The organism is Tatumella citrea, from assembly GCF_002163585.1.
Taxonomy (GTDB): domain Bacteria; phylum Pseudomonadota; class Gammaproteobacteria; order Enterobacterales; family Enterobacteriaceae; genus Tatumella; species Tatumella citrea.
On record NZ_CP015579.1, the window covers coordinates 464,368 to 482,075 of the forward strand.

The following is a 17,708-nucleotide window of genomic DNA, read 5'->3' on the forward strand; positions in this document are numbered from 1 at the left end:
TCAGGAGAAGGCGATGTCGATCAAAATACGGGCTGCAGCCCCGGAAGATTACGCTGCATGGCGGGCGTTGTGGAATGGCTATCTGGAATTTTATGGTAGTACTCTGGCAGAAGAAATTACCCGGGCCACCTGGCATAAAGCTTTGTCACCAGCATCGGGGATTCAGTGCCGGCTGGCAGAAACAGACCAGCAAGTAGTGGGGTTTGCCATGTGCGTACTGCATGAAGGCACCTGGGTCAGCCAGCCGGTTTGTTACCTTGAGGACTTGTTTGTTTCCCCGGCAGCACGCGGCAAAGGCGCAGGAAAAGCACTGATTGAGGCAATAGGGGAAGAAGCCCGTGAACAAGGCTGGTCGAAAGTTTACTGGGTGACTCGCGAAAATAATTCTGCCCGGGCGTTGTATGACAAGCTGGCGACCGTGGATGATTTTGTCCGTTACACCATGAATCGTCAGGGCTGATAAGCCAGTTAAATCAGCGGCTTATTAATATGACTGGCAGAACCAAAGCCGCCAGCTAATGGCGGCTTTGGGCCGGTGAACCGGAAAACAGCGGGTTATCCGGTTCATACTGTACGGTTTATTTTGCCCGCTTTTCAATCGCACAACAGACGGCAAATGACCCTCCGACGGCCAGTACCACCGGGATAACCAGTGAGCTGTCCATTCGGGTAAATTCAGCCGCCAGTAACACCGTAGTGAGCGGCATCTGCATCGAAGATGCCAGAAACGCAGCAGCACCAATCAGCGCAATTGAGCCCTGGTCTGCCGCAGGCAGGAAACCTGAACACAAACTAAACAGTACACTGGCCAGCAAGGCACCGACCGTAAAGCCAGGTGTCAGTACTCCGCCCTCTGCACCGGCACGTAATACTCCCCAGATGAGCACCAGCTTAAACAGCAACAGCAATAATGGCAGCATGCCGTACAAATCACCGTGCAGGGCCAGCTGAGTCGGGCCTTTACCATTACCCGGTAATTGCGGAAACCATATGGAGAGCAGACCGGTCAGACCGAAGCTAACCAGACACAGCACCGGCATTTGCCAGTTGGTTTTAATCCCTTTCCGGGCATGAGCGGTATAACGACGGAACAGGTGTGCCGCATAACCAAAAATTGGTGAGGTGATGATGGCCCAGATAATCAGAGTGGTATCGGCTGTGGGGGCAGTAAAGTGATATTGCGAGCCATTTCCCAGACCGAAACTGGCTACCAGCGCGGCAATCGACGAAGTCACAATGGCAGGCAGAACACAGTTCCAGCGAAATGAGATCAGCAGAACTTCCAGGGTGAAAATCGCCCCGGCCAGAGGAACGTTATACACCGCGGCCAGACCAGCCCCGGCACCACAGGCGATAATCACTTTACTCTGTTCGACATCCAGCTTCAGACCCCGGGTCAGTGATGTGGCTCCCAGCGCGCCAATTTCACGTGGTGCGACTTCACGGCCTAACGGTGATCCAAGCGCGACAGTGATTATCTGTAACAGGGCATGAATAAAAGTGGTAATCAATGGCATTGGCCGGCTGACATCTTTTACTGCCGCATCCACCGAAACCCGTGGTCTGCCATAACGTGCCAGTAACCACCAGCCAATACCGGCAATCAGCCCGCCGCAGATCAGAGCGATGACTCTGCGTTCAGGGCTGGCATCACTGACACCCTGCAAAAAGCTTTCGGCGCTGATAATCGCGTACGGACTGTAACCAAAGGCCAGATGCTGAATGGCATGTAATAACATGGCCAGCAACATTCCACCCACACCGGAAATGATCCCTGTCAGTACGACAGCTCCGGCAAATTTATAAGACTTCGTCATCCTGCAACCTTTTGCCCGGGGAAAATAATTAACTGGCCGGGATTATTACAGCTTTATCGTCAATCCTGAAACAACGGCGGGAGGAATCCCGGTAAAGTCTGAAAAAACAGATATTGTTCTAATAAATTCCGGATTCAGACTGATAAATAATTCCTCAGGGTAGACTGCCTGAAATCATTGGCGGGTAGTTTGTTACCGATACAGAAAAATCTGTTTTTATGGTCGTTGGGTGGTTAGATATTGCAGCGTCGGGTGTTGTCTGCGAAGCCCTTGCTGGCAACAAAATGACACTCATTTTGCTCCGTTTTAGTGCGTGATTCTGTCATTTTCAGCACAGATAGTATGGGAAAGGTAAAAAATCAATAATTCTGCGTAAGTACTCACTTTAACTGTTTCATCTGTGAGTCAAACAACCTAACATGGTGTGCTGGCCAATATAGTTGCTGACCTAAATTGTTACATTATGGTTCCTGAATTATTTACCCGCCAGTTTGTCTGAGTGTTTGGACATAGCTCGATGTCTGCTTATGAATTGGTGGTACTGGTATGAAAAAGAGTAAAGGGTTCAGGTTCAGCTTTTTGAATCCAAAGTATTTTATGTTGTGGCTGGGTATTGGCTTGCTGTGGTGTCTGGTGAAGCTGCCTTATCCGTTACTACTGGCACTTGGTAAACAACTGGGTTCCTGGTCACAGCCTTTCCTTAAACGGCGGAAATCTATCGCCAGCCAGAATATCCGGTTATGTTTTCCCGGGATGAGTCAGCAGGATCAGGATATCTTTCTGCAACGAAATTTTGAGTCTCTCGGTCTCGGGCTAATCGAGACCGGGATGGCATGGTTTTGGTCTGACAAACGAATCCGTAAATGGTTTGATGTCGAAGGACTGGACAACCTGCGTTGTGCTCAGGAAGGACGACGGGGTGTGATGTGTGTGGGTGTTCACTTTATGTCGCTGGAGCTGGGCGGCAGGGTGATGGGGATTTGTCAGCCAATGATGGCGACCTACCGCCCGCACAATAATCCATTGATGGAGTGGATACAGACCCGTGGCCGGTTACGCTCCAATAAAGAGATGATTGACCGTCGTGATTTGCGCGGTATGGTCGGAAAGTTAAAACAGGGCGAGGCTGTCTGGTTCGCACCTGATCAGGACTACGGTAGTAAAGGCAGTTCATTCGTACCGTTCTTTGGTGTGAATAACGTCGCAACGACTAACGGGACCTATGTACTTTCACGGTTATCACGTGCAGCACTGCTGACGATTACTCTGGTGCGTAAACCGGACGGTAAGGGTTATAAACTGCATATTGAAGCCCCGTTGCAGGACTTCCCGGCGACCGAAACAATGGCAGCGGCTTATATGAACCGGGTGATCGAGAAAGAGATCATGCGTGCTCCTGAGCAGTACATGTGGGTGCATCGGCGGTTTAAAACCCGGCCGTTGGGTGAAGCCTCTCTGTATGTCTGACCTTCTCCGGCAGAGCACGCTCTGCCGGAGACTTCGTTTTATATCTCTGAAGGGTAGTCAGGGAGAGATTCCGCGGCCGCCATCTGCCTCATATATCTCCCCGGCGGTGCCCCCAGCAAACGGCTAAACATGGTCGAAAAGCTGTTGGCTGACTGATATCCCAGTTCCGTTGCTACCCGATGCAGGGGTTGTCCCTGGCTCAACCTGTCCACCGCTGTAATTACCCGCAGATGATCGCGCCAGCGGGTAAACGTCATGCCGGTTTCTGCACGAAATAATCGCGCCAGTGTCCGGCTACTGCAACCATGTTGTTCTGCCAGTTCCGGCAGCGTCTGCTCATTGCCCGGATCCTGCTTCAGATGCCAGGTGACCTGCTGCAACCGGCGGTCCTGTCCCTGGGGGATAAACAGGGTCAGTGTTTCAGGGGCATGGGTTACCTGATGCAATATCAACTGCCAGACAAGACTGATATCACTGTTATCGCGTCCGGGACGGCGGAACGCCAGTGCTTCCAGCAGCAGTTCACGCAGCAGACTGGAAACATTCAGGGTTTTGCAATCCCCTGGCAGGCCACCGGCCAGTGACTGTGGCAGCATAAGCTGAATTACCTGTGAAGATTCACTGTATGAGGCACTGTGAGGGCATTGCGGAATGATCCAGATGGCCTGCCCCGGCGAAGCCAGCCACCAGCCTTCACTGGTCATGATGGTGGAGGTTCCCCGGGTGACAAAGGTTAGCTGACCTTCGGGATGCTGATGAAGGCTGATAAAAGTACCTGCAGGGTGAAACACCTCTCTGATTTCCGGTAAAGCTGGCAACATGACTGTATCCCGGCGAAGTTTGTCCGATTCGCGAATGTTTTTATCATTTGTTACGTCATAATGCCAGTCACAGTTAACGGTGAAAAAACAACCGGGAGATTAAGCCAAATGACAAATACCCCTTTACGAATCGCCGGATATGCCGGCAGCCTGCGCCAGGACTCTTACAGTAAGATTGTGCTGGATGCTCTGATGAGCATGCTACCGGCAGGTACTCACACCGAAACCCTCAGTGTCGGTGATTTTCCTTTTTATAATCAGGACCTGGAAACGGCAGATGGCCCGGCGCAGGTCATCCGGGCCCGCCATCAGGTGGCAGAAGCAGATGCATTGCTGATGGTAGTACCGGAGTTCAATCATGGTATTCCGGGCGTGCTGAAGAATGCCCTCGACTGGTTATCACGACCAGCGTTTCACAGCGTAATGGCCGGAAAGCCCGTGTTCTTCGTCACTCTGTCTCAGGGAATGCTGGGCGGCGTGCGGGCGCAGTATCAGATGCGTGAAACCCTGGCATCGATGCTGTGCCAGCTCTATCCGCTGCCGGAAGTCGCAATTACCTATGCCGGGCAAAAAGTCACTGAAGGACGGCTGACAGATGAGGCGACTTGCCAGCATCTGGATAAAATCCTGCAGCAGTTTCTGCGCCAGGTAAATGCCGCAAGAGGAGCGCTATGATGCAGCTATTTTATGCACTGCTGGCTGGCTTATCGGTCGGGGTATTCTTCTCATGGCTGAAACTCCCTTTACCGGCACCGCCGACCATGACCGGGATTATCGGTGCTTTTGGCGTGTTTGCCGGCAGCGTTATTTTCCGCACCCTGAGCAATTACTTCCATTAATCTGTTGGCATCACCCGACTGGTCGCGATAACGCCAGCGCAGGCTGGCTTTCGCGAATTGTCTGCACAGCAAAATACATTTTCGTATTAATGCACCTGCTAAGCCATGTTACTCCTACAGGAGGAGTTATCGGCGATAGTCGTCCGACATCTGCCTTCGCAGATTAAAGTCGCAAAAATCTGTTTGAGCAACTCCACTAAAAAAATCTCCGCATCTGTCTGATCTCCCGTTATTTAATTCCCGCAGCCAACCCTTCTGTTCCCGGAACATTTTTAGTGCTTTTGTTTACCAATTTTTGTTTGTTTCCGTTTTGCCCCGTAAGTTATGAAGGCAGTCACTTTACTGCATCCTCTAACCCCCTAGTCTGTTTCGAAAATCACAGAGGTCATTATGTTTCAGTCTGAAAGACGTCAGAAAATTTATGCATGGCTGGAAGAATATGAACGAGCCACAGTCACCGGTCTTGCAGAGCAGTTTGGCGTGACGAAAGAAACTATCCGCAGCGATCTGAACGCACTGGCGGCTGAAGGGCGGATTGAACGCTGCCACGGCGGTGCCACAGTGATCCGCCGTTCGCTGAATAGCCGGCTGATTGCTGAGTCCGGTGAGACCTTCGAAGTGCTGCTGGCCAGAATAAATCATCAACAACAATCGCGGAAAATACTGCAAGGGGAAGCTATGAACGGCAAGGTCTGCATTCTTGGGTCATTTAATGTCGATATCGTGGCCAGAGTGGAGCGTTTTCCGAAAGGCGGTGAATCGCTGCTGGCAAAAGGAAGTTCACTGGGGCCCGGAGGGAAAGGTGCTAACCAGGCTCTGGCCGCCAGCTGTGCCGGAGCAAAGGTCCATTTTGTCTCGAAAGTGGGCAGCGACCAGTTCAGCCAGTTTGCTTTTGATCATCTGACATCGTCCGATATTCATTCACTACGGCTCTGGCAGTCAGAAAATGAGCCGACCGGTAATGCCATCATCTATGTCTCGGAAGCTAATGGCGAAAATATGATTGCCATCTATCCGGGGGCGAACAAAACCCTGACCAGCAGCGAAATTGCTGATATGGCCGAAGACCTGGCGGATTCAGAAATATTGCTGGTACAGCTGGAAAATAATTTTGATGCCACCCTGAATGCTATTCGCCTGGCAAAGGAATTATCGGTGCGGGTGGTACTGAATCCGGCCCCGGTATCCGAAGAAATCATTAGCTGGTTACCCATGGTCGATATTCTGACACCTAACGAAACCGAAGCCTCTGTGCTCTCCGGCATTGAAGTTAAGGATGTTGAATCCGCAAAACAGGCCGCCCGCAAAATTGCCGACCTGGGGGCGCGACAGATCATTATCACCATGGGGTCCCGTGGTGCGCTGTTATATGACGGCCAGCAATTCCAGCATATCCCGTCGTTTCCTGCACTCAGTGTGGATACCACCGGAGCAGGTGACGCTTTTAATGGTGCTTTTGTCGCAGCATTGGCTGCCGGCGAAAGTGAAGTTCAGGCAGCAACCTTTGCTTCTGCATTTGCATCGTTGGCGGTGGAACGCGAGGGGGCATCAAATATGCCTTCCCGCGAGCAAGCCGTCAGCCGTTTGTCCCGCCGCTGAGCGGTTCAGACATCCCATATTCTTGTTAAGGAGTTTCTGATGAAAGCGATTGAAGGCATTGTTCCGGTGATGTTAACCCCATTCACTGCAGATAATCAGGTGGATTATCCGGGGCTGGCACGACTGATTGACTGGTATCTCGCTCAGGGTGTGGATGCTTTGTTTGCCGTTTGCCAGTCCAGCGAAATGCAGTTCCTGAGTTTAGAAGAGCGGGTAGAACTGGCTGAGTTTGTGGTGCGTCAGGTGGATGGACGGATACCGGTCATTGCTTCCGGACATATCAGTGATGATCTTGCAGCACAGAAAGCAGAACTGAGTGCGATGGCCGAAACCGGTATTGATGCACTGGTGCTGGTGACTAACCATCTGGATCCGCAACAGCAGGGCACTGAAGTGTTTATGTCTAACCTGCAGCAGTTGCTGGATACACTACCAGCCTCTGTGCCTCTGGGATTGTACGAATGCCCGGCACCGTATCGCCGTTTACTCAGTGATGAGGAGTTTAGCTTCTGTGCTAACAGCGGTCGTTTCGTGGTGCTGAAAGATGTCAGCTGTGATCTGCCGACAGTGAAACGTCGCGTCGCGTTAGCTGAAGGGACACCACTGAATATCATCAATGCCAATGCAGCAATCGCCTGGCCGGCCATTCAGGCAGGGTCGCGTGGCTTCAGTGGCGTATTTACTAACTTCCATCCGGCACTCTATGTCTGGCTGTATCATCATGGCGCAAAACACCAGGCACTGGCCGATGAACTGGCAATTTTCCTGTCGCTGGCAGCAGTAACCGAAACTCTGGGCTATCCGAAGAATGCAAAAATCTGGCACCAGCGGTTGGAGACTTTCAGCAGCCCGCACTGCCGTGTAACCAAAGATAACGTGCTGGAAAAATACTGGGGCCTCGAAGTGATCCTCGACCAAATCTGGCGTGGCACGGCGCAGTGGCAGCAGCGCATTACTCAGCAGGGTAGTCACTGATGTTGCTGTCACAGGCCCGGTCTCAGGATGCAGGATTTCAGGCCTTTCACCCGGTAATTCGCCAGGCACTGACATGGATTGAAGCGCAGGATTTCTCGCAAATGGTGCCGGGAAAATACGATATTTTGCCAGACAACCAGATGTTCTGTCTGGTGCAGCAGGCGGTAACCGCACCGGCGGAAAGACAGCGTCCGGAATCTCATTTTCGCTATGTGGATATCCAGTATCTGTTAAGTGGTGAAGAGAATATTGGCGTTTGTCGCTATCAGGCCAGCTTTCCGCAGGACGGGGAAGCCAGCCATGAAAAAGATATCGTCTTTTATCAGTCGGTCGGTGAAGAAACAGTAATTTCGCTGCGTCCGGGGATGTTTGCGGTGTTTTTTCCGGAGGATGTCCACCGGCCCTGTTGCCAGCTGGACCAGCCGCAGCCGATCACCAAAGCCGTCATAAAAATAAATCTGAGTTTATTTAACGGGAGCTAAAATAATGAAAAATCTTACCTCAGCCCGACAAAATACACTTAACGATACCACCCATTCAGTTAGCCGGGATGCGCAGGCTCCGTTGGCTACCATGCCCCGGTTGCGCTGGGTACTGATAGTTATCCTGCTGTTGGCCGCGATAGTAAACTACCTCGACCGGGCAAACTTAAGTATTGCTAATACCACTATTGCCGCAGAATTTGGTTTTTCACCCACTCAGATGGGCCTGCTGCTGTCAGCATTTCTCTGGCCGTATGCGCTGGCAAATCTGCCGGCAGGCTGGCTGGTGGATAAGTTTGGTCCAAAATCGATGTTCTCCTGGGCTCTTGGCCTGTGGTCAGGAATGACGTTTCTGATGGCATTCGTTAACGGCTATTCATTTTTCTACGGGCTGCGGATGTTGCTGGGAATTGCTGAATCGCCGTTTTTTACTTCCGGTATCACTCTGACTCATCGCTGGTTCAGTGAGAAAGAGCGTGGTTTGCCAACGGCAATCATTAATACCGGTTCACAGATAGCCAATGCACTGGCTCCACCGATTTTGACTGTGCTGATGCTGAGCCTGGGCTGGCGCGGAATGTTTATCACCATTAGTTTGTGTGGCATTCCGCTGCTGCTGGCATGGATTAAGTTCTACCGCGATCCGAATGCCAGGGAAGATGCTTTGCTGCATGCGGGGCAACGTACGGTCACGGCCAGCCCACAGCAGTGTAGTGGCGCCAGTTGGGGCAGCTTATTCCGCCACAGAACAACCTGGTTCATGATTATTGGCAATTTTTCAATCATGTTTACTATCTGGGTCTACCTGACCTGGTTACCGGGATATCTTGAGCGCTCTTTAGGATTTAGCCTGAAAACCACCGGCTGGCTGGCCTCTCTGCCATTTCTGGCGGGTATTTTGGGGGTGCTGGTGGGTGGGTTTATCTCTGACCGGCTGGTGCGTCGGGGGGTGCGGGCTATTACGTCGCGCAAAGTGCCGGTTGTGGCAGGAGCCGCACTGGCAGGGTGTTTTGTTGCACCTATTCCGTTTGTCGACAGCACCCCGATGGCGATTACTCTGCTGACCATTGGCTACTTCTTCTCGCAGATGCCACAGGGCGCATTATGGGCGCTGGCTTCAGATATAGCACCTAAAGAGCAGGTTGCTTCACTGGGCGCGATTCAGAACTTTGGCGGCTTTCTGGGGGCTGCAATGGCGCCGATTGTTACCGGAGTGATTCTGCAAATGACCGGCCAGTTTACCAATGTGTTTCTGTTGGGCGGGGGATTGCTGATTGTGGGTGCCATCAGTTATGGCTTGTTTGTCTGTCAGCCGTTGAGCGAAGAATGACAGCTCAGGCCACTGCCCGTGCAGTGGCCTGCTGGTTTTTATAAGCCAGGACGGTTAAATACCCGTTGCCAGTCACTGTCAAATTTATCCACCGCCGCAGTGACTGCGGGGGCGGCGAGGAACAGATCGATTACATCCGTTGGCAGCGTAATGGCCGCACAACCTGCCAGCATACAGCGGGTAGCCTGTAACGGGGTGCGGAAACTGGCTGCCAGGATTTTACTGTCAGGGGCATGCAGATTCAGTAAGTTCTGTAACTCTTCCACCATCCTTATACCGTCCCCGCCCTGAGCATCCACCCGGTTAACATAAGGCGCAATATATTCCGCTCCGGCCAGTGCGGCCATCAGCCCCTGCACGGCACTGTAGACTACGGTTCCCAGGGTCGGAATGCCCAGCTGTTTCAGCTGGCGGATGGCTACCAGACCTTCGCTGGTCACCGGCACTTTGATAATCAGATCATCCACACTCTCACGCAGCTGTTGGGCTTCACTGACCATACCTTGTGCATTGTGACTGATCACCTGGGCAAACAGTTTGCCGTGACTACCGATCAATTCACGGATCTGTGGCAACACTTCCCAAACCGGGCGACCGCTGGCCGCGATGATACTTGGGTTAGTGGTAACACCGCTAATCGGATAAATACGGGCCAGTCGTTGAATATCATCGATGCTGGCAGTATCCAGATAAAGTTCCATAATTTCTCCAATGTGTCAGGAATGAGTGGTTGATAACAGGCGATCATTGACCGGGGGATTTTTTAACCGGCGCCAGTACAGGGCATACAATCCGATGATCACAAAACAGGTCAGCGGCATAATAAATCCGGCTGACATAGACCATTTATCCGTGATGGCACCCATCACCATTGGCATGACTGCGCCACCAACAATAGCCATCACCAGATAGGAAGAGGCTTGCTTGGTTCTGGCTCCCAGCCCGGCGATCCCCAGTGCAAAAATGGTCGGAAACATGATCGACATAAAATAGAAACTCAGGGTCAGGGCAACGATACCCACCCAGCCATTGGCCAGCAGAGTGACGACCATCAGCAGACAGTTAATCAGCGAGAATACGGCCAGGGTCTTATGCGACTGATAACGGCTCAGCAGCAACCCTCCGGTAAACCGGCCAAGCATAAACAGACCAAACCCGCCAAAGGCCAGCAGCTGTGATGCTCCACGTTCGGTAAAACGCCAGCCCTCTGCTGAATGCCAGCTCCAGCTGGCCGGCAGCCATTGAGCAGTCACACTGCTGAACAGCGGCGAATGGTCGACGACGTAGTTAATGAAAAAGCTGAAGATCCCGGTCTGGCCTGCCACGTAGAAGAACTGCACCACCACGGCCAGCACAAAGTGGGGTTTAGACCACAGGCTACCGCCGGCACTGCCACTGTCGGTGGCACTGTCTTCCGGCGGAGTGATATCCGGCATCCGACGACACAAAAACACCACGCTGAGCAGTAATACTGCCACACCGATCAGCAGGTACGGGACAATCAGTGTGTCGTTACTGGTGGATACATCGCCGGTGGAGGAGAGGATAAAGTGTCCGCCAATCAGCGGACCGAGGATCAGACCGATACCGGTGACAGACTGTGACAGATTGAGCCGTGATGCCCCTTTCCCGGGCGTACCCATAATCGCTGCGTAAGGGTTGGCAATGGTTTCGATACAGGTCAACCCGGTTGCCAGAATAAACAGACCCAGTAAAAAAGCCAGATAGTCGCCACTGCGGCTGGCAAGAATAAAGCAAAATGCCCCGGCCGCAATCAGCACCAGCCCGCTGAGAATTCCGAATTTATAGCCCATTTTACGGGCGACAATACCGGCCGGAATCGCCATAAAGAAATAACCGAGATAATTGGCAAACTGTACCAGAGCGGATTCGGCTTTACTGATATTCAGGGTGTTCTGGAAATGTTTGTTCAGTACATCAATTAATCCGGTGCTAAAACCAAGTACTAAAAACAGACAGGTCAGTAATAAAAACGATACGAGATGGTTCTTCCCATCAGGCGTAGTGAATAAATTATTCGTGCCCATGATGTATCCTTAATATGTAGGTGAGGTAACAGCATTTCTTTTTCACAGCCATTGCCTGTCGCTGTATCTTCAGCATTCACTGGCAAATCTGCGGTGGTACTTTACTGCCGCATGGCCTGTTCCAGCGCTCTTCTGTCCGGTGGGTTGGCCCCTTTTTGCCGGCAGTTTAATGCGGCGGCCAGACAGCCCGCTTTTAGTGCCTCGGCCAGCAGTAACTGTTGGCTGGCGGCATCCTGTGTAACAGAACGACTCAGTACCGACAGGAAACCGGCGGTAAAGGTATCGCCCGCCCCGATGGTATCAATGACCTGAATACTGGCGGCTGGCTGATGTAAAGTATGTTGCCGGGTAAACAGATGCGCTCCCTGCTCACCGGCCGTGACCGCGACCATTTTCACCCCCCGTTCCAGGATTCGCCGGGCAAATTTCTCCACGCTGCTGTCGGGATCGATCCATTGCAGATCAACAATACTCAGTCGCAGCAGACTGGTGTATTCAAGGATCCGATCGAGTCGTTGCAGCCACGCTGAACGATCCGGGATCAGGCTGCTACGGATATTCGGATCAAACGAAATAAATCCCTGACGTTTTGTCAGATACTTTTCCCAGAAGCTACCGCAGGGTTCCTGCATCAGCGAAATCGAACCGAAATGGTGGTAATCCGCCTCAGGCTGCGGAAATGGCTGACCGGGTTCAGGGATAACATCTGCCGCCCCCTGTGAAAAAAAGGCATATTCCGGTTCTGCATTTTCCGGAGTCGCGACAAAGGCCAGGGTAGAAGGGGCCTGGCTGCGCAGAATATGTGAGGTGCCCACATTATTTTGCTGTAAATAGTCCACCAGTTGCTGACCGAACATATCAGTACTGAGCTGCGAGCAAAATTCGGTCCGACAGCCCAGACGCGCCAGCGCTACGGCCACATTGTAAGGTGAACCGCCAGGATGCGGGACAAACGCATTACCCTGCTGGGTAAAATCAATCAGCCCTTCACCGTAACAAGCAATCCGCATCATAGCGAAACCTCCGCGGTGTCTGGCAAGGCAATATCACGGGCGCTGACCGGAAGCACTTCAATATCCGGAGCGGAATCTTTGCCGGACAGCAGCAGATAGGTGGCTTCACAGTCCAGGGCAAAAGGCGCAAAGTGCCAGGTATCACGACGTAGCTGAATACCAAAACTGCCATCCAGATGAATCGCCACTAACTGGTCGGTATTCAGAGGTCCGGGGCGGCCCAGCACCATAACACTGTGTCCGGTTAACGGTATAAATGTCTCTTCGGTCTGGCGGTGGCGCTCAATCAGTTCCAGCCGGGGAGGGCGAGGATAAGAGATTAAATAACTGGTGACCGGATGGGCGGTAAAATCACCGGAATCGGCAATATGGTGATAGTAATCGATATCACCCCTGGCCAGAGTAGGCTGGCGATCCGGTAAGCCGAGTAACTTTCCATAGGGGGCCAGATTCTCCGCAGTGGCCTCTATCAGCGGGACAGTGCTCATAATGGTTCTCCTTGTGCATATTAAACAACAGGCGGGGTTGTCGAACGACGAACGATTAGCTGCGGCGCAAACCGTGACAGCGGGTCGCTGTGAGTCTGCTCGCCACGAATCCTGCTGAACAGCCGCTGTGCTGCAAACTGTCCCATCAGATAAACCGGTTGTCTGACAGTAGTAATCGGGCAAGGGAAAAACGCTGCCCATTCCGGATCATCAAAAGCGATAAATGACAGATCATCTGGCAGGCTCAGGCCGCTCTGATAAATGGCCTGTACCACGCCCGAGGCAATATCATTATTGGCGGCGATAATGGCGGTAGGCCGCTGGTCACGGGAGCGGCGCAGTAGTGTCCGACATATTTCATCGGCTCCGGCCTGTAAACCACTGATCGCGGGTAATTCAAAAACTTCCTGTGTTACTTTGGCGGGGCAGGAGTGGCGGAACCCTTCCAGGCGTTCTTTAAAGGTTTCTGCAGTGATACTGCCGCCGATATAGGCAATGTGTCGGTGACCGAGATCCGTCAGATGCTCTGTTGCCAGTCGCATACCTTCAGCATTATTCAGACGAATATTTTCGGTCTGTGGATGACCGGAACAACGGTCGATCTCTATCACCGGGATATGGTCGATATTTTTCAGATTTTCTCTGGCCTGCAGAGTGGGGATAATAATCAGCCCTTGCAGCTGGTGGCTGCGTAGCTGAGCAATCAGCGTTTCTTCACGGCGGGGATCTTCATCTGAGCTGCCGACCATCAGGGTAAAACCTTCGCGGTAGACTTCATCCTGAATCGATTTAACGATCATCGCGTGGAATGGGTTAAGAATATCGGAGACGACCAGCCCGATGGTTCTGGAACCCCCCTGGCGCAAATTACGGGCAAAAATATTGGTTTCATAACCGGCTTCATCGATGGCTGCCAGAACCCGCTGACGGGTGCCCGCGGCTACTTTCTCCGGTTTGGAAAGTGCCCGTGAAACCGTTGAAGGAGAGAGTCCGGTTTTCTTCGCAATATCGATAATATTCGCCATAGTAACCCGCCGATGACAACGTTTGCATTCAGGATAATAAAAAATGAAACCGTAGATAGTTTCACTGTGAAATTAAATGACAACGTTTGCATTGCCTTGCAATTAGTATAGGGAGTTAAGGTCGCTGGATTCTATCGGGCGGATCACACTTCTGCTGAATTTCTAAACAGCCTGAGATCAAGCTGGCTGACTGGTAGTTCTCTCTCTCTGAATATTCAAATTAAAACTCATAATAAACAATTCGTTGAATTTAACTCTGCGTCAGGGGTGTTATCAGCGCATTATGGATTTGCTCAATATGTGATCTGTGTAGGGGTACAATAATATTCAATTGTACTACAATTTTGAGAATGGACAGGCAGTAAGGTGCAGGATAGTAGTGCAAAATTGCGGTGAAAATCACCGGCAGGCATAGGTAGAATGCAGGGATGATTCATTAATAAAGGACTTTGTATGACGCTTGCCAAAACTGACCGGATCATCGTGGCTCTGGGACAACAAATCATCAGTGGTAAATATGTTCCCGGTGCAGCACTCCCGGCTGAAGCCAGTTTGTGTGAGGAGTTTGAAACGTCACGCAATATTATCAGAGAGGTTTTTCGTTCTCTGACGGCGAAACGATTAATAGAAATGAAGCGGTATCGGGGTGCATTTGTCGCACCGCGAAATCAGTGGAACTACCTGGATACAGATGTGCTGCAGTGGGTTCTGGCCCATGACTACGATCCCCGGTTAATTGCTGCTATGAGTGAAGTCAGAAACCTGGTGGAACCAGCCATTGCGCGTTGGGCAGCTGAGCGGGCAACCTCCGGTGATCTTGCCGGTATTGAGACAGCACTGAATGAGATGGTTGCCAATAATCAGCAGCGTGATGCGTTTAATGAGGCTGATATTCGTTTTCATGAAGCCGTACTGCATGCAGTCCATAACCCGGTTCTGCAGCAGTTAAGCGTTGCTATAAGTTCTCTGCAACGAGCCGTTTTTGAAAGAACCTGGCGGGGTGATGAAGGCAACATGCCACAAACCCTGCAGGAACATAAACAGTTGTATGACGCTATCCGCCATCAGGACGGTGATGCTGCAGAACAGGCGGCGCTATCCATGATTGCCAGCTCCACCCGAAGACTTAAGGAAATCACATGACATCCGGCTACATCGCAATTGACTGGGGATCAACAAACCTGAGGGCCTGGTGGTATCAGGCGGGTGAGTGCCGTGACCGTAGAACTTCTTCGGAGGGTATTACCCGGCTAGGTGGAAAATCCCCGGCAGCGGTGTTAGCCGGGATCACTGCTGGCTGGCCTGAGAACATCCGCGTGTTGATGGCCGGGATGGTAGGCAGTACTGCCGGATGGAAAGTTGCGCCTTATTTACCCTGTCCGGTGCGTTTTAGTGAGATAGGAAGTCAGTTAACCGATGTATTACCTGGCATCTCAATTATCCCCGGTCTCAGTATTCGTCGATCAGATAATGACAACGTTATGAGGGGGGAGGAAACCCAACTGTTAGGAGCAAGACAACTGGCCGCCGCGCCTTTGTTTATTTTACCTGGTACCCACTGTAAATGGGTGCAGGCTGATAATGAGCAAATCTATGACTTTCGGACAGTGATGACAGGTGAATTACATCATTTGTTAATCAATTCCTCGCTGATTGGGGCTGGGCTGCCCGAACAGAGACAATCTCCGACGGTTTTTGAGCAGGGTACAGAGATTGGCCTGGCGACTGAGGCACCACTGGTCAGATTGTTTGAAGTTCGCGCTGCACATGTACTCGGTGATCTACCACGAGAGGATGTCAGTGAATATCTTTCGGGTCTGCTGATTGGTCACGAAGTGGCCAGTATGATCCGGCAATGGCAGCCAGATCACCGGCAGCCAGTTACGATTGTCGCCAGTCATTCTCTGGCCAGCCGCTATCAGAAAGTGCTCAACATTCTCGGATTTAAGGCGCAGATACTGGAAGGCGACAGCGCATTTCAGGCAGGTATAAGGAGTATCGCAGATGCAGTGGCCGACTAAACTTCCCCTTATTGCTATTCTGCGTGGGATTACCCCACCAGAGGCCCCTCAGCATGTCGCGGCATTACTGGATGCCGGATTTGATGCTATTGAAGTCCCACTAAATTCACCGCAGTGGCAGGAAACATTGCCTGTTCTGGTCAAAAAATTTGGCGATCAGGCAATGATTGGCGCCGGAACCGTGCTCAATCCGGAACAGCTGGAATTACTGGCGGAAATAGGTTGCCGGTTGATTGTGACGCCGAATACTGACCCTGCGATCATCCGGCAGTCTGTAAGACTGGGAATGACTGTCTGTCCCGGATGTGCGACTGCAACTGAGGCTTTCTCTGCACTGAACGCCGGCGCAAAAGCGTTGAAAATCTTTCCATCTTCAGCATTCGGTCCGGATTATATCCGGGCTCTGAAAGCTGTTTTACCGCCAACGGTACCACTGTTTGCTGTCGGCGGCGTCACACCGGAAAATCTGGGGTCATGGCTGTCAGCAGGCTGTTTTGGCGCAGGGTTAGGTAGCGATTTGTACCGTGCCGGACAATCTGTTAGCCATACTGAACGGCAAGCTAGGGCATTTGCAGCAGCATACAAAGAGGCAATGACATGAAAATTACGAAATTAACTACTTACCGCTTACCCCCGCGCTGGATGTTTTTAAAAATAGAAACGGATGAAGGGATCTGTGGCTGGGGAGAGCCGGTTATTGAAGGCAGAGCTAAGACTGTTGAAGCTGCAGTGCACGAGTTCGGTGAATTATTAATAGGCCAGGATCCGGCAAAAATTAACGATTTATGGCAGGTCATGTACCGCGGTGGCTTTTATCGTGGCGGCGCAATTCTAATGAGTGCCATTGCCGGCATTGATCAGGCTCTGTGGGATATTAAAGGCAAAGTACTGAATGCCCCGGTCTGGCAGCTGCTGGGTGGCCAGGTTCGGGATACTATTAAGGCCTATAGTTGGGTGGGCGGCGACCGGCCTGCGGAAGTTATTCAGGGCATACGGACTTTGAAAGAGATTGGTTTTGATACTTTTAAATTAAATGGTTGTGAAGAGCTCGGAATCATAGATAGTGCCCGTAAAGTGGATGCGGCAGTAAATACCGTGGCGCAAATCCGGGAAGCGTTTGGGAAGGATATTGAATTCGGATTAGATTTTCATGGCAGGGTCAGTGCACCGATGGCCAGAGTATTAATTAAGGAGCTGGAACCCTATCGACCATTATTTATTGAAGAACCAGTTCTGGCAGAACAGGCTGAATACTATCCGCGTCTGGCTGAGTTAACTTCTATTCCCATCGCTGCCGGGGAACGGATGTATTCGAGATTTGAATTTAAGCGCGTATTGGATGCAGGTGGTTTGGGAATACTTCAGCCAGATTTATCGCATGCCGGGGGAATTACCGAGTGTTATAAAATTGCCGCAATGGCTGAAAGTTATGATGTCGCGCTGGCTCCACATTGCCCACTCGGGCCGATTGCTCTGGCAGCTTGTCTGCATATCGATTTTGTTTCCCGGAATGCTGTATTCCAGGAGCAGAGTATGGGCATACATTATAATAAAGGGGCTGAGTTGCTTGACTTTGTTATTAATAAACAAGATTTTGAGATGCATGGAGGTTTTTTCCGGCCACTAACCCGTCCGGGGCTTGGGGTGGAAATTGATGAAGAACAAGTGATTGCCCGTAGCCGGCAGGTACCTGACTGGCATAACCCCGTCTGGCGCTTAGCAGATGGTACTGTTGCTGAGTGGTAAACCACCGATAATTATTTAATTCCGTATTTTAATAATA

19 protein-coding genes are annotated in these 17,708 nt (G+C 51.5%); 12 read left to right on the forward strand and 7 right to left on the reverse strand.

What is annotated here, in order from left to right:
• Positions 1–13: 13 nt before the first annotated feature.
• Positions 14–460 carry a GNAT family N-acetyltransferase gene (locus tag A7K98_RS02290; RefSeq protein ID WP_087487103.1) on the forward strand — a complete coding sequence of 149 codons (447 nt, stop codon included), beginning with the start codon at positions 14–16 and terminating at the stop codon, positions 458–460.
• Positions 461–578: 118 nt separating this feature from the next.
• On the opposite strand, the gene A7K98_RS02295 is transcribed toward A7K98_RS02290, so the two are convergent.
• Entirely contained in the window at positions 579–1,817 is a 1,239-nt protein-coding gene (locus A7K98_RS02295; RefSeq protein ID WP_087487104.1) for a chloride channel protein, read from the reverse strand.
• A gap of 546 nt (positions 1,818–2,363) precedes the next feature.
• On the opposite strand from A7K98_RS02295, the gene lpxP reads away from it, so the two are divergent.
• A complete protein-coding gene (gene lpxP / locus A7K98_RS02300; protein ID WP_087487105.1) occupies positions 2,364–3,284 on the forward strand; it encodes a kdo(2)-lipid IV(A) palmitoleoyltransferase in 921 nt (306 codons plus the stop codon).
• Positions 3,285–3,322: 38 nt separating this feature from the next.
• Here lpxP and A7K98_RS02305 read toward each other — a convergent pair whose 3' ends face one another.
• Positions 3,323–4,105, reverse strand: coding sequence for a helix-turn-helix domain-containing protein (locus A7K98_RS02305; protein ID WP_087487106.1), 783 nt, complete (start codon positions 4,103–4,105; stop codon positions 3,323–3,325).
• Between the two features lie 108 nt (positions 4,106–4,213).
• Here A7K98_RS02305 and A7K98_RS02310 point away from each other — a divergent pair, with 108 nt between their 5' ends.
• The 6 genes from A7K98_RS02310 to A7K98_RS02335 all read left to right on the forward strand — a co-directional run bounded on the left by A7K98_RS02310 (position 4,214) and on the right by A7K98_RS02335 (position 9,330).
• On the forward strand, positions 4,214–4,780 hold the full coding sequence (locus A7K98_RS02310; protein ID WP_087487107.1) for an NADPH-dependent FMN reductase: 567 nt from the start codon (positions 4,214–4,216) through the stop codon (positions 4,778–4,780).
• Complete coding sequence (locus A7K98_RS02315) at positions 4,777–4,944, forward strand: XapX domain-containing protein (RefSeq protein WP_087487108.1); 168 nt, start codon at positions 4,777–4,779, stop codon at positions 4,942–4,944. Before A7K98_RS02310 ends, A7K98_RS02315 begins: the two co-directional genes overlap by 4 nt.
• Positions 4,945–5,334: 390 nt before the next feature.
• Positions 5,335–6,543, forward strand: a complete 1,209-nt coding sequence (rbsK, locus tag A7K98_RS02320) for a ribokinase (protein WP_087487109.1) — start codon at positions 5,335–5,337, stop codon at positions 6,541–6,543.
• Positions 6,544–6,582: 39 nt separating this feature from the next.
• On the forward strand, positions 6,583–7,518 hold the full coding sequence (locus A7K98_RS02325; RefSeq protein ID WP_087487110.1) for a dihydrodipicolinate synthase family protein: 936 nt from the start codon (positions 6,583–6,585) through the stop codon (positions 7,516–7,518).
• Complete coding sequence (locus tag A7K98_RS02330) at positions 7,518–8,000, forward strand: YhcH/YjgK/YiaL family protein (RefSeq protein WP_087487111.1); 483 nt, start codon at positions 7,518–7,520, stop codon at positions 7,998–8,000. Before A7K98_RS02325 ends, A7K98_RS02330 begins: the two co-directional genes overlap by 1 nt.
• 91 nt (positions 8,001–8,091) lie before the next feature.
• Positions 8,092–9,330, forward strand: a complete 1,239-nt coding sequence (locus A7K98_RS02335) for an MFS transporter (RefSeq protein WP_237268684.1) — start codon at positions 8,092–8,094, stop codon at positions 9,328–9,330.
• A gap of 38 nt (positions 9,331–9,368) precedes the next feature.
• Here the strand turns inward: A7K98_RS02335 and fsa are convergent, their stop codons facing one another.
• From fsa to A7K98_RS02360, 5 genes are all read right to left on the reverse strand, one after another.
• Positions 9,369–10,031, reverse strand: coding sequence for a fructose-6-phosphate aldolase (gene fsa / locus A7K98_RS02340; protein ID WP_087487113.1), 663 nt, complete (start codon positions 10,029–10,031; stop codon positions 9,369–9,371).
• Between the two features lie 15 nt (positions 10,032–10,046).
• On the reverse strand, positions 10,047–11,378 hold the full coding sequence (locus A7K98_RS02345) for a sugar MFS transporter (protein WP_087487114.1): 1,332 nt from the start codon (positions 11,376–11,378) through the stop codon (positions 10,047–10,049).
• 101 nt (positions 11,379–11,479) lie between these two features.
• Complete coding sequence (locus A7K98_RS02350) at positions 11,480–12,391, reverse strand: carbohydrate kinase family protein (RefSeq protein ID WP_232461583.1); 912 nt, start codon at positions 12,389–12,391, stop codon at positions 11,480–11,482.
• The gene (locus tag A7K98_RS02355; protein WP_087487115.1) at positions 12,388–12,879 is read right to left on the reverse strand and encodes an ureidoglycolate lyase; all 492 of its coding nucleotides are present in this window, start codon (positions 12,877–12,879) and stop codon (positions 12,388–12,390) included. The genes A7K98_RS02350 and A7K98_RS02355 overlap by 4 nt, the downstream gene beginning before the upstream one ends.
• Positions 12,880–12,899: 20 nt before the next feature.
• Positions 12,900–13,904, reverse strand: coding sequence for a LacI family DNA-binding transcriptional regulator (locus A7K98_RS02360; RefSeq protein ID WP_087487116.1), 1,005 nt, complete (start codon positions 13,902–13,904; stop codon positions 12,900–12,902).
• A 453-nt stretch (positions 13,905–14,357) separates the two neighbouring features.
• On the opposite strand from A7K98_RS02360, the gene dgoR reads away from it, so the two are divergent.
• From dgoR to dgoD, 4 genes are read left to right on the forward strand one after another with little or no spacing between them, the layout of a single operon-like run.
• Positions 14,358–15,047, forward strand: coding sequence for a D-galactonate utilization transcriptional regulator DgoR (gene dgoR / locus A7K98_RS02365; protein ID WP_087487117.1), 690 nt, complete (start codon positions 14,358–14,360; stop codon positions 15,045–15,047).
• Positions 15,044–15,925, forward strand: a complete 882-nt coding sequence (locus tag A7K98_RS02370; RefSeq protein WP_087487118.1) for a 2-dehydro-3-deoxygalactonokinase — start codon at positions 15,044–15,046, stop codon at positions 15,923–15,925. The genes dgoR and A7K98_RS02370 overlap by 4 nt, the downstream gene beginning before the upstream one ends.
• A complete protein-coding gene (locus tag A7K98_RS02375; protein WP_087487119.1) occupies positions 15,909–16,526 on the forward strand; it encodes a 2-dehydro-3-deoxy-6-phosphogalactonate aldolase in 618 nt (205 codons plus the stop codon). The genes A7K98_RS02370 and A7K98_RS02375 overlap by 17 nt, the downstream gene beginning before the upstream one ends.
• A complete protein-coding gene (dgoD, locus tag A7K98_RS02380; RefSeq protein WP_087487120.1) occupies positions 16,523–17,671 on the forward strand; it encodes a galactonate dehydratase in 1,149 nt (382 codons plus the stop codon). The genes A7K98_RS02375 and dgoD overlap by 4 nt, the downstream gene beginning before the upstream one ends.
• Positions 17,672–17,708: the final 37 nt, after the last annotated feature.

What these genes read in the sequence shown, in the direction of transcription:
- A7K98_RS02290 (WP_087487103.1), top strand. Translation starts at nt 14, where the DNA reads ATGTCGATCAAAATACGGGCTGCAGCCCCGGAAGATTACGCTGCATGG.
- A7K98_RS02295 (WP_087487104.1), bottom strand. Translation starts at nt 1,817, where the DNA reads ATGACGAAGTCTTATAAATTTGCCGGAGCTGTCGTACTGACAGGGATC.
- lpxP (WP_087487105.1), top strand. Translation starts at nt 2,364, where the DNA reads ATGAAAAAGAGTAAAGGGTTCAGGTTCAGCTTTTTGAATCCAAAGTAT.
- A7K98_RS02305 (WP_087487106.1), bottom strand. Translation starts at nt 4,105, where the DNA reads ATGTTGCCAGCTTTACCGGAAATCAGAGAGGTGTTTCACCCTGCAGGT.
- A7K98_RS02310 (WP_087487107.1), top strand. Translation starts at nt 4,214, where the DNA reads ATGACAAATACCCCTTTACGAATCGCCGGATATGCCGGCAGCCTGCGC.
- A7K98_RS02315 (WP_087487108.1), top strand. Translation starts at nt 4,777, where the DNA reads ATGATGCAGCTATTTTATGCACTGCTGGCTGGCTTATCGGTCGGGGTA.
- rbsK (WP_087487109.1), top strand. Translation starts at nt 5,335, where the DNA reads ATGTTTCAGTCTGAAAGACGTCAGAAAATTTATGCATGGCTGGAAGAA.
- A7K98_RS02325 (WP_087487110.1), top strand. Translation starts at nt 6,583, where the DNA reads ATGAAAGCGATTGAAGGCATTGTTCCGGTGATGTTAACCCCATTCACT.
- A7K98_RS02330 (WP_087487111.1), top strand. Translation starts at nt 7,518, where the DNA reads ATGTTGCTGTCACAGGCCCGGTCTCAGGATGCAGGATTTCAGGCCTTT.
- A7K98_RS02335 (WP_237268684.1), top strand. Translation starts at nt 8,092, where the DNA reads ATGCCCCGGTTGCGCTGGGTACTGATAGTTATCCTGCTGTTGGCCGCG.
- fsa (WP_087487113.1), bottom strand. Translation starts at nt 10,031, where the DNA reads ATGGAACTTTATCTGGATACTGCCAGCATCGATGATATTCAACGACTG.
- A7K98_RS02345 (WP_087487114.1), bottom strand. Translation starts at nt 11,378, where the DNA reads ATGGGCACGAATAATTTATTCACTACGCCTGATGGGAAGAACCATCTC.
- A7K98_RS02350 (WP_232461583.1), bottom strand. Translation starts at nt 12,391, where the DNA reads ATGATGCGGATTGCTTGTTACGGTGAAGGGCTGATTGATTTTACCCAG.
- A7K98_RS02355 (WP_087487115.1), bottom strand. Translation starts at nt 12,879, where the DNA reads ATGAGCACTGTCCCGCTGATAGAGGCCACTGCGGAGAATCTGGCCCCC.
- A7K98_RS02360 (WP_087487116.1), bottom strand. Translation starts at nt 13,904, where the DNA reads ATGGCGAATATTATCGATATTGCGAAGAAAACCGGACTCTCTCCTTCA.
- dgoR (WP_087487117.1), top strand. Translation starts at nt 14,358, where the DNA reads ATGACGCTTGCCAAAACTGACCGGATCATCGTGGCTCTGGGACAACAA.
- A7K98_RS02370 (WP_087487118.1), top strand. Translation starts at nt 15,044, where the DNA reads ATGACATCCGGCTACATCGCAATTGACTGGGGATCAACAAACCTGAGG.
- A7K98_RS02375 (WP_087487119.1), top strand. Translation starts at nt 15,909, where the DNA reads ATGCAGTGGCCGACTAAACTTCCCCTTATTGCTATTCTGCGTGGGATT.
- dgoD (WP_087487120.1), top strand. Translation starts at nt 16,523, where the DNA reads ATGAAAATTACGAAATTAACTACTTACCGCTTACCCCCGCGCTGGATG.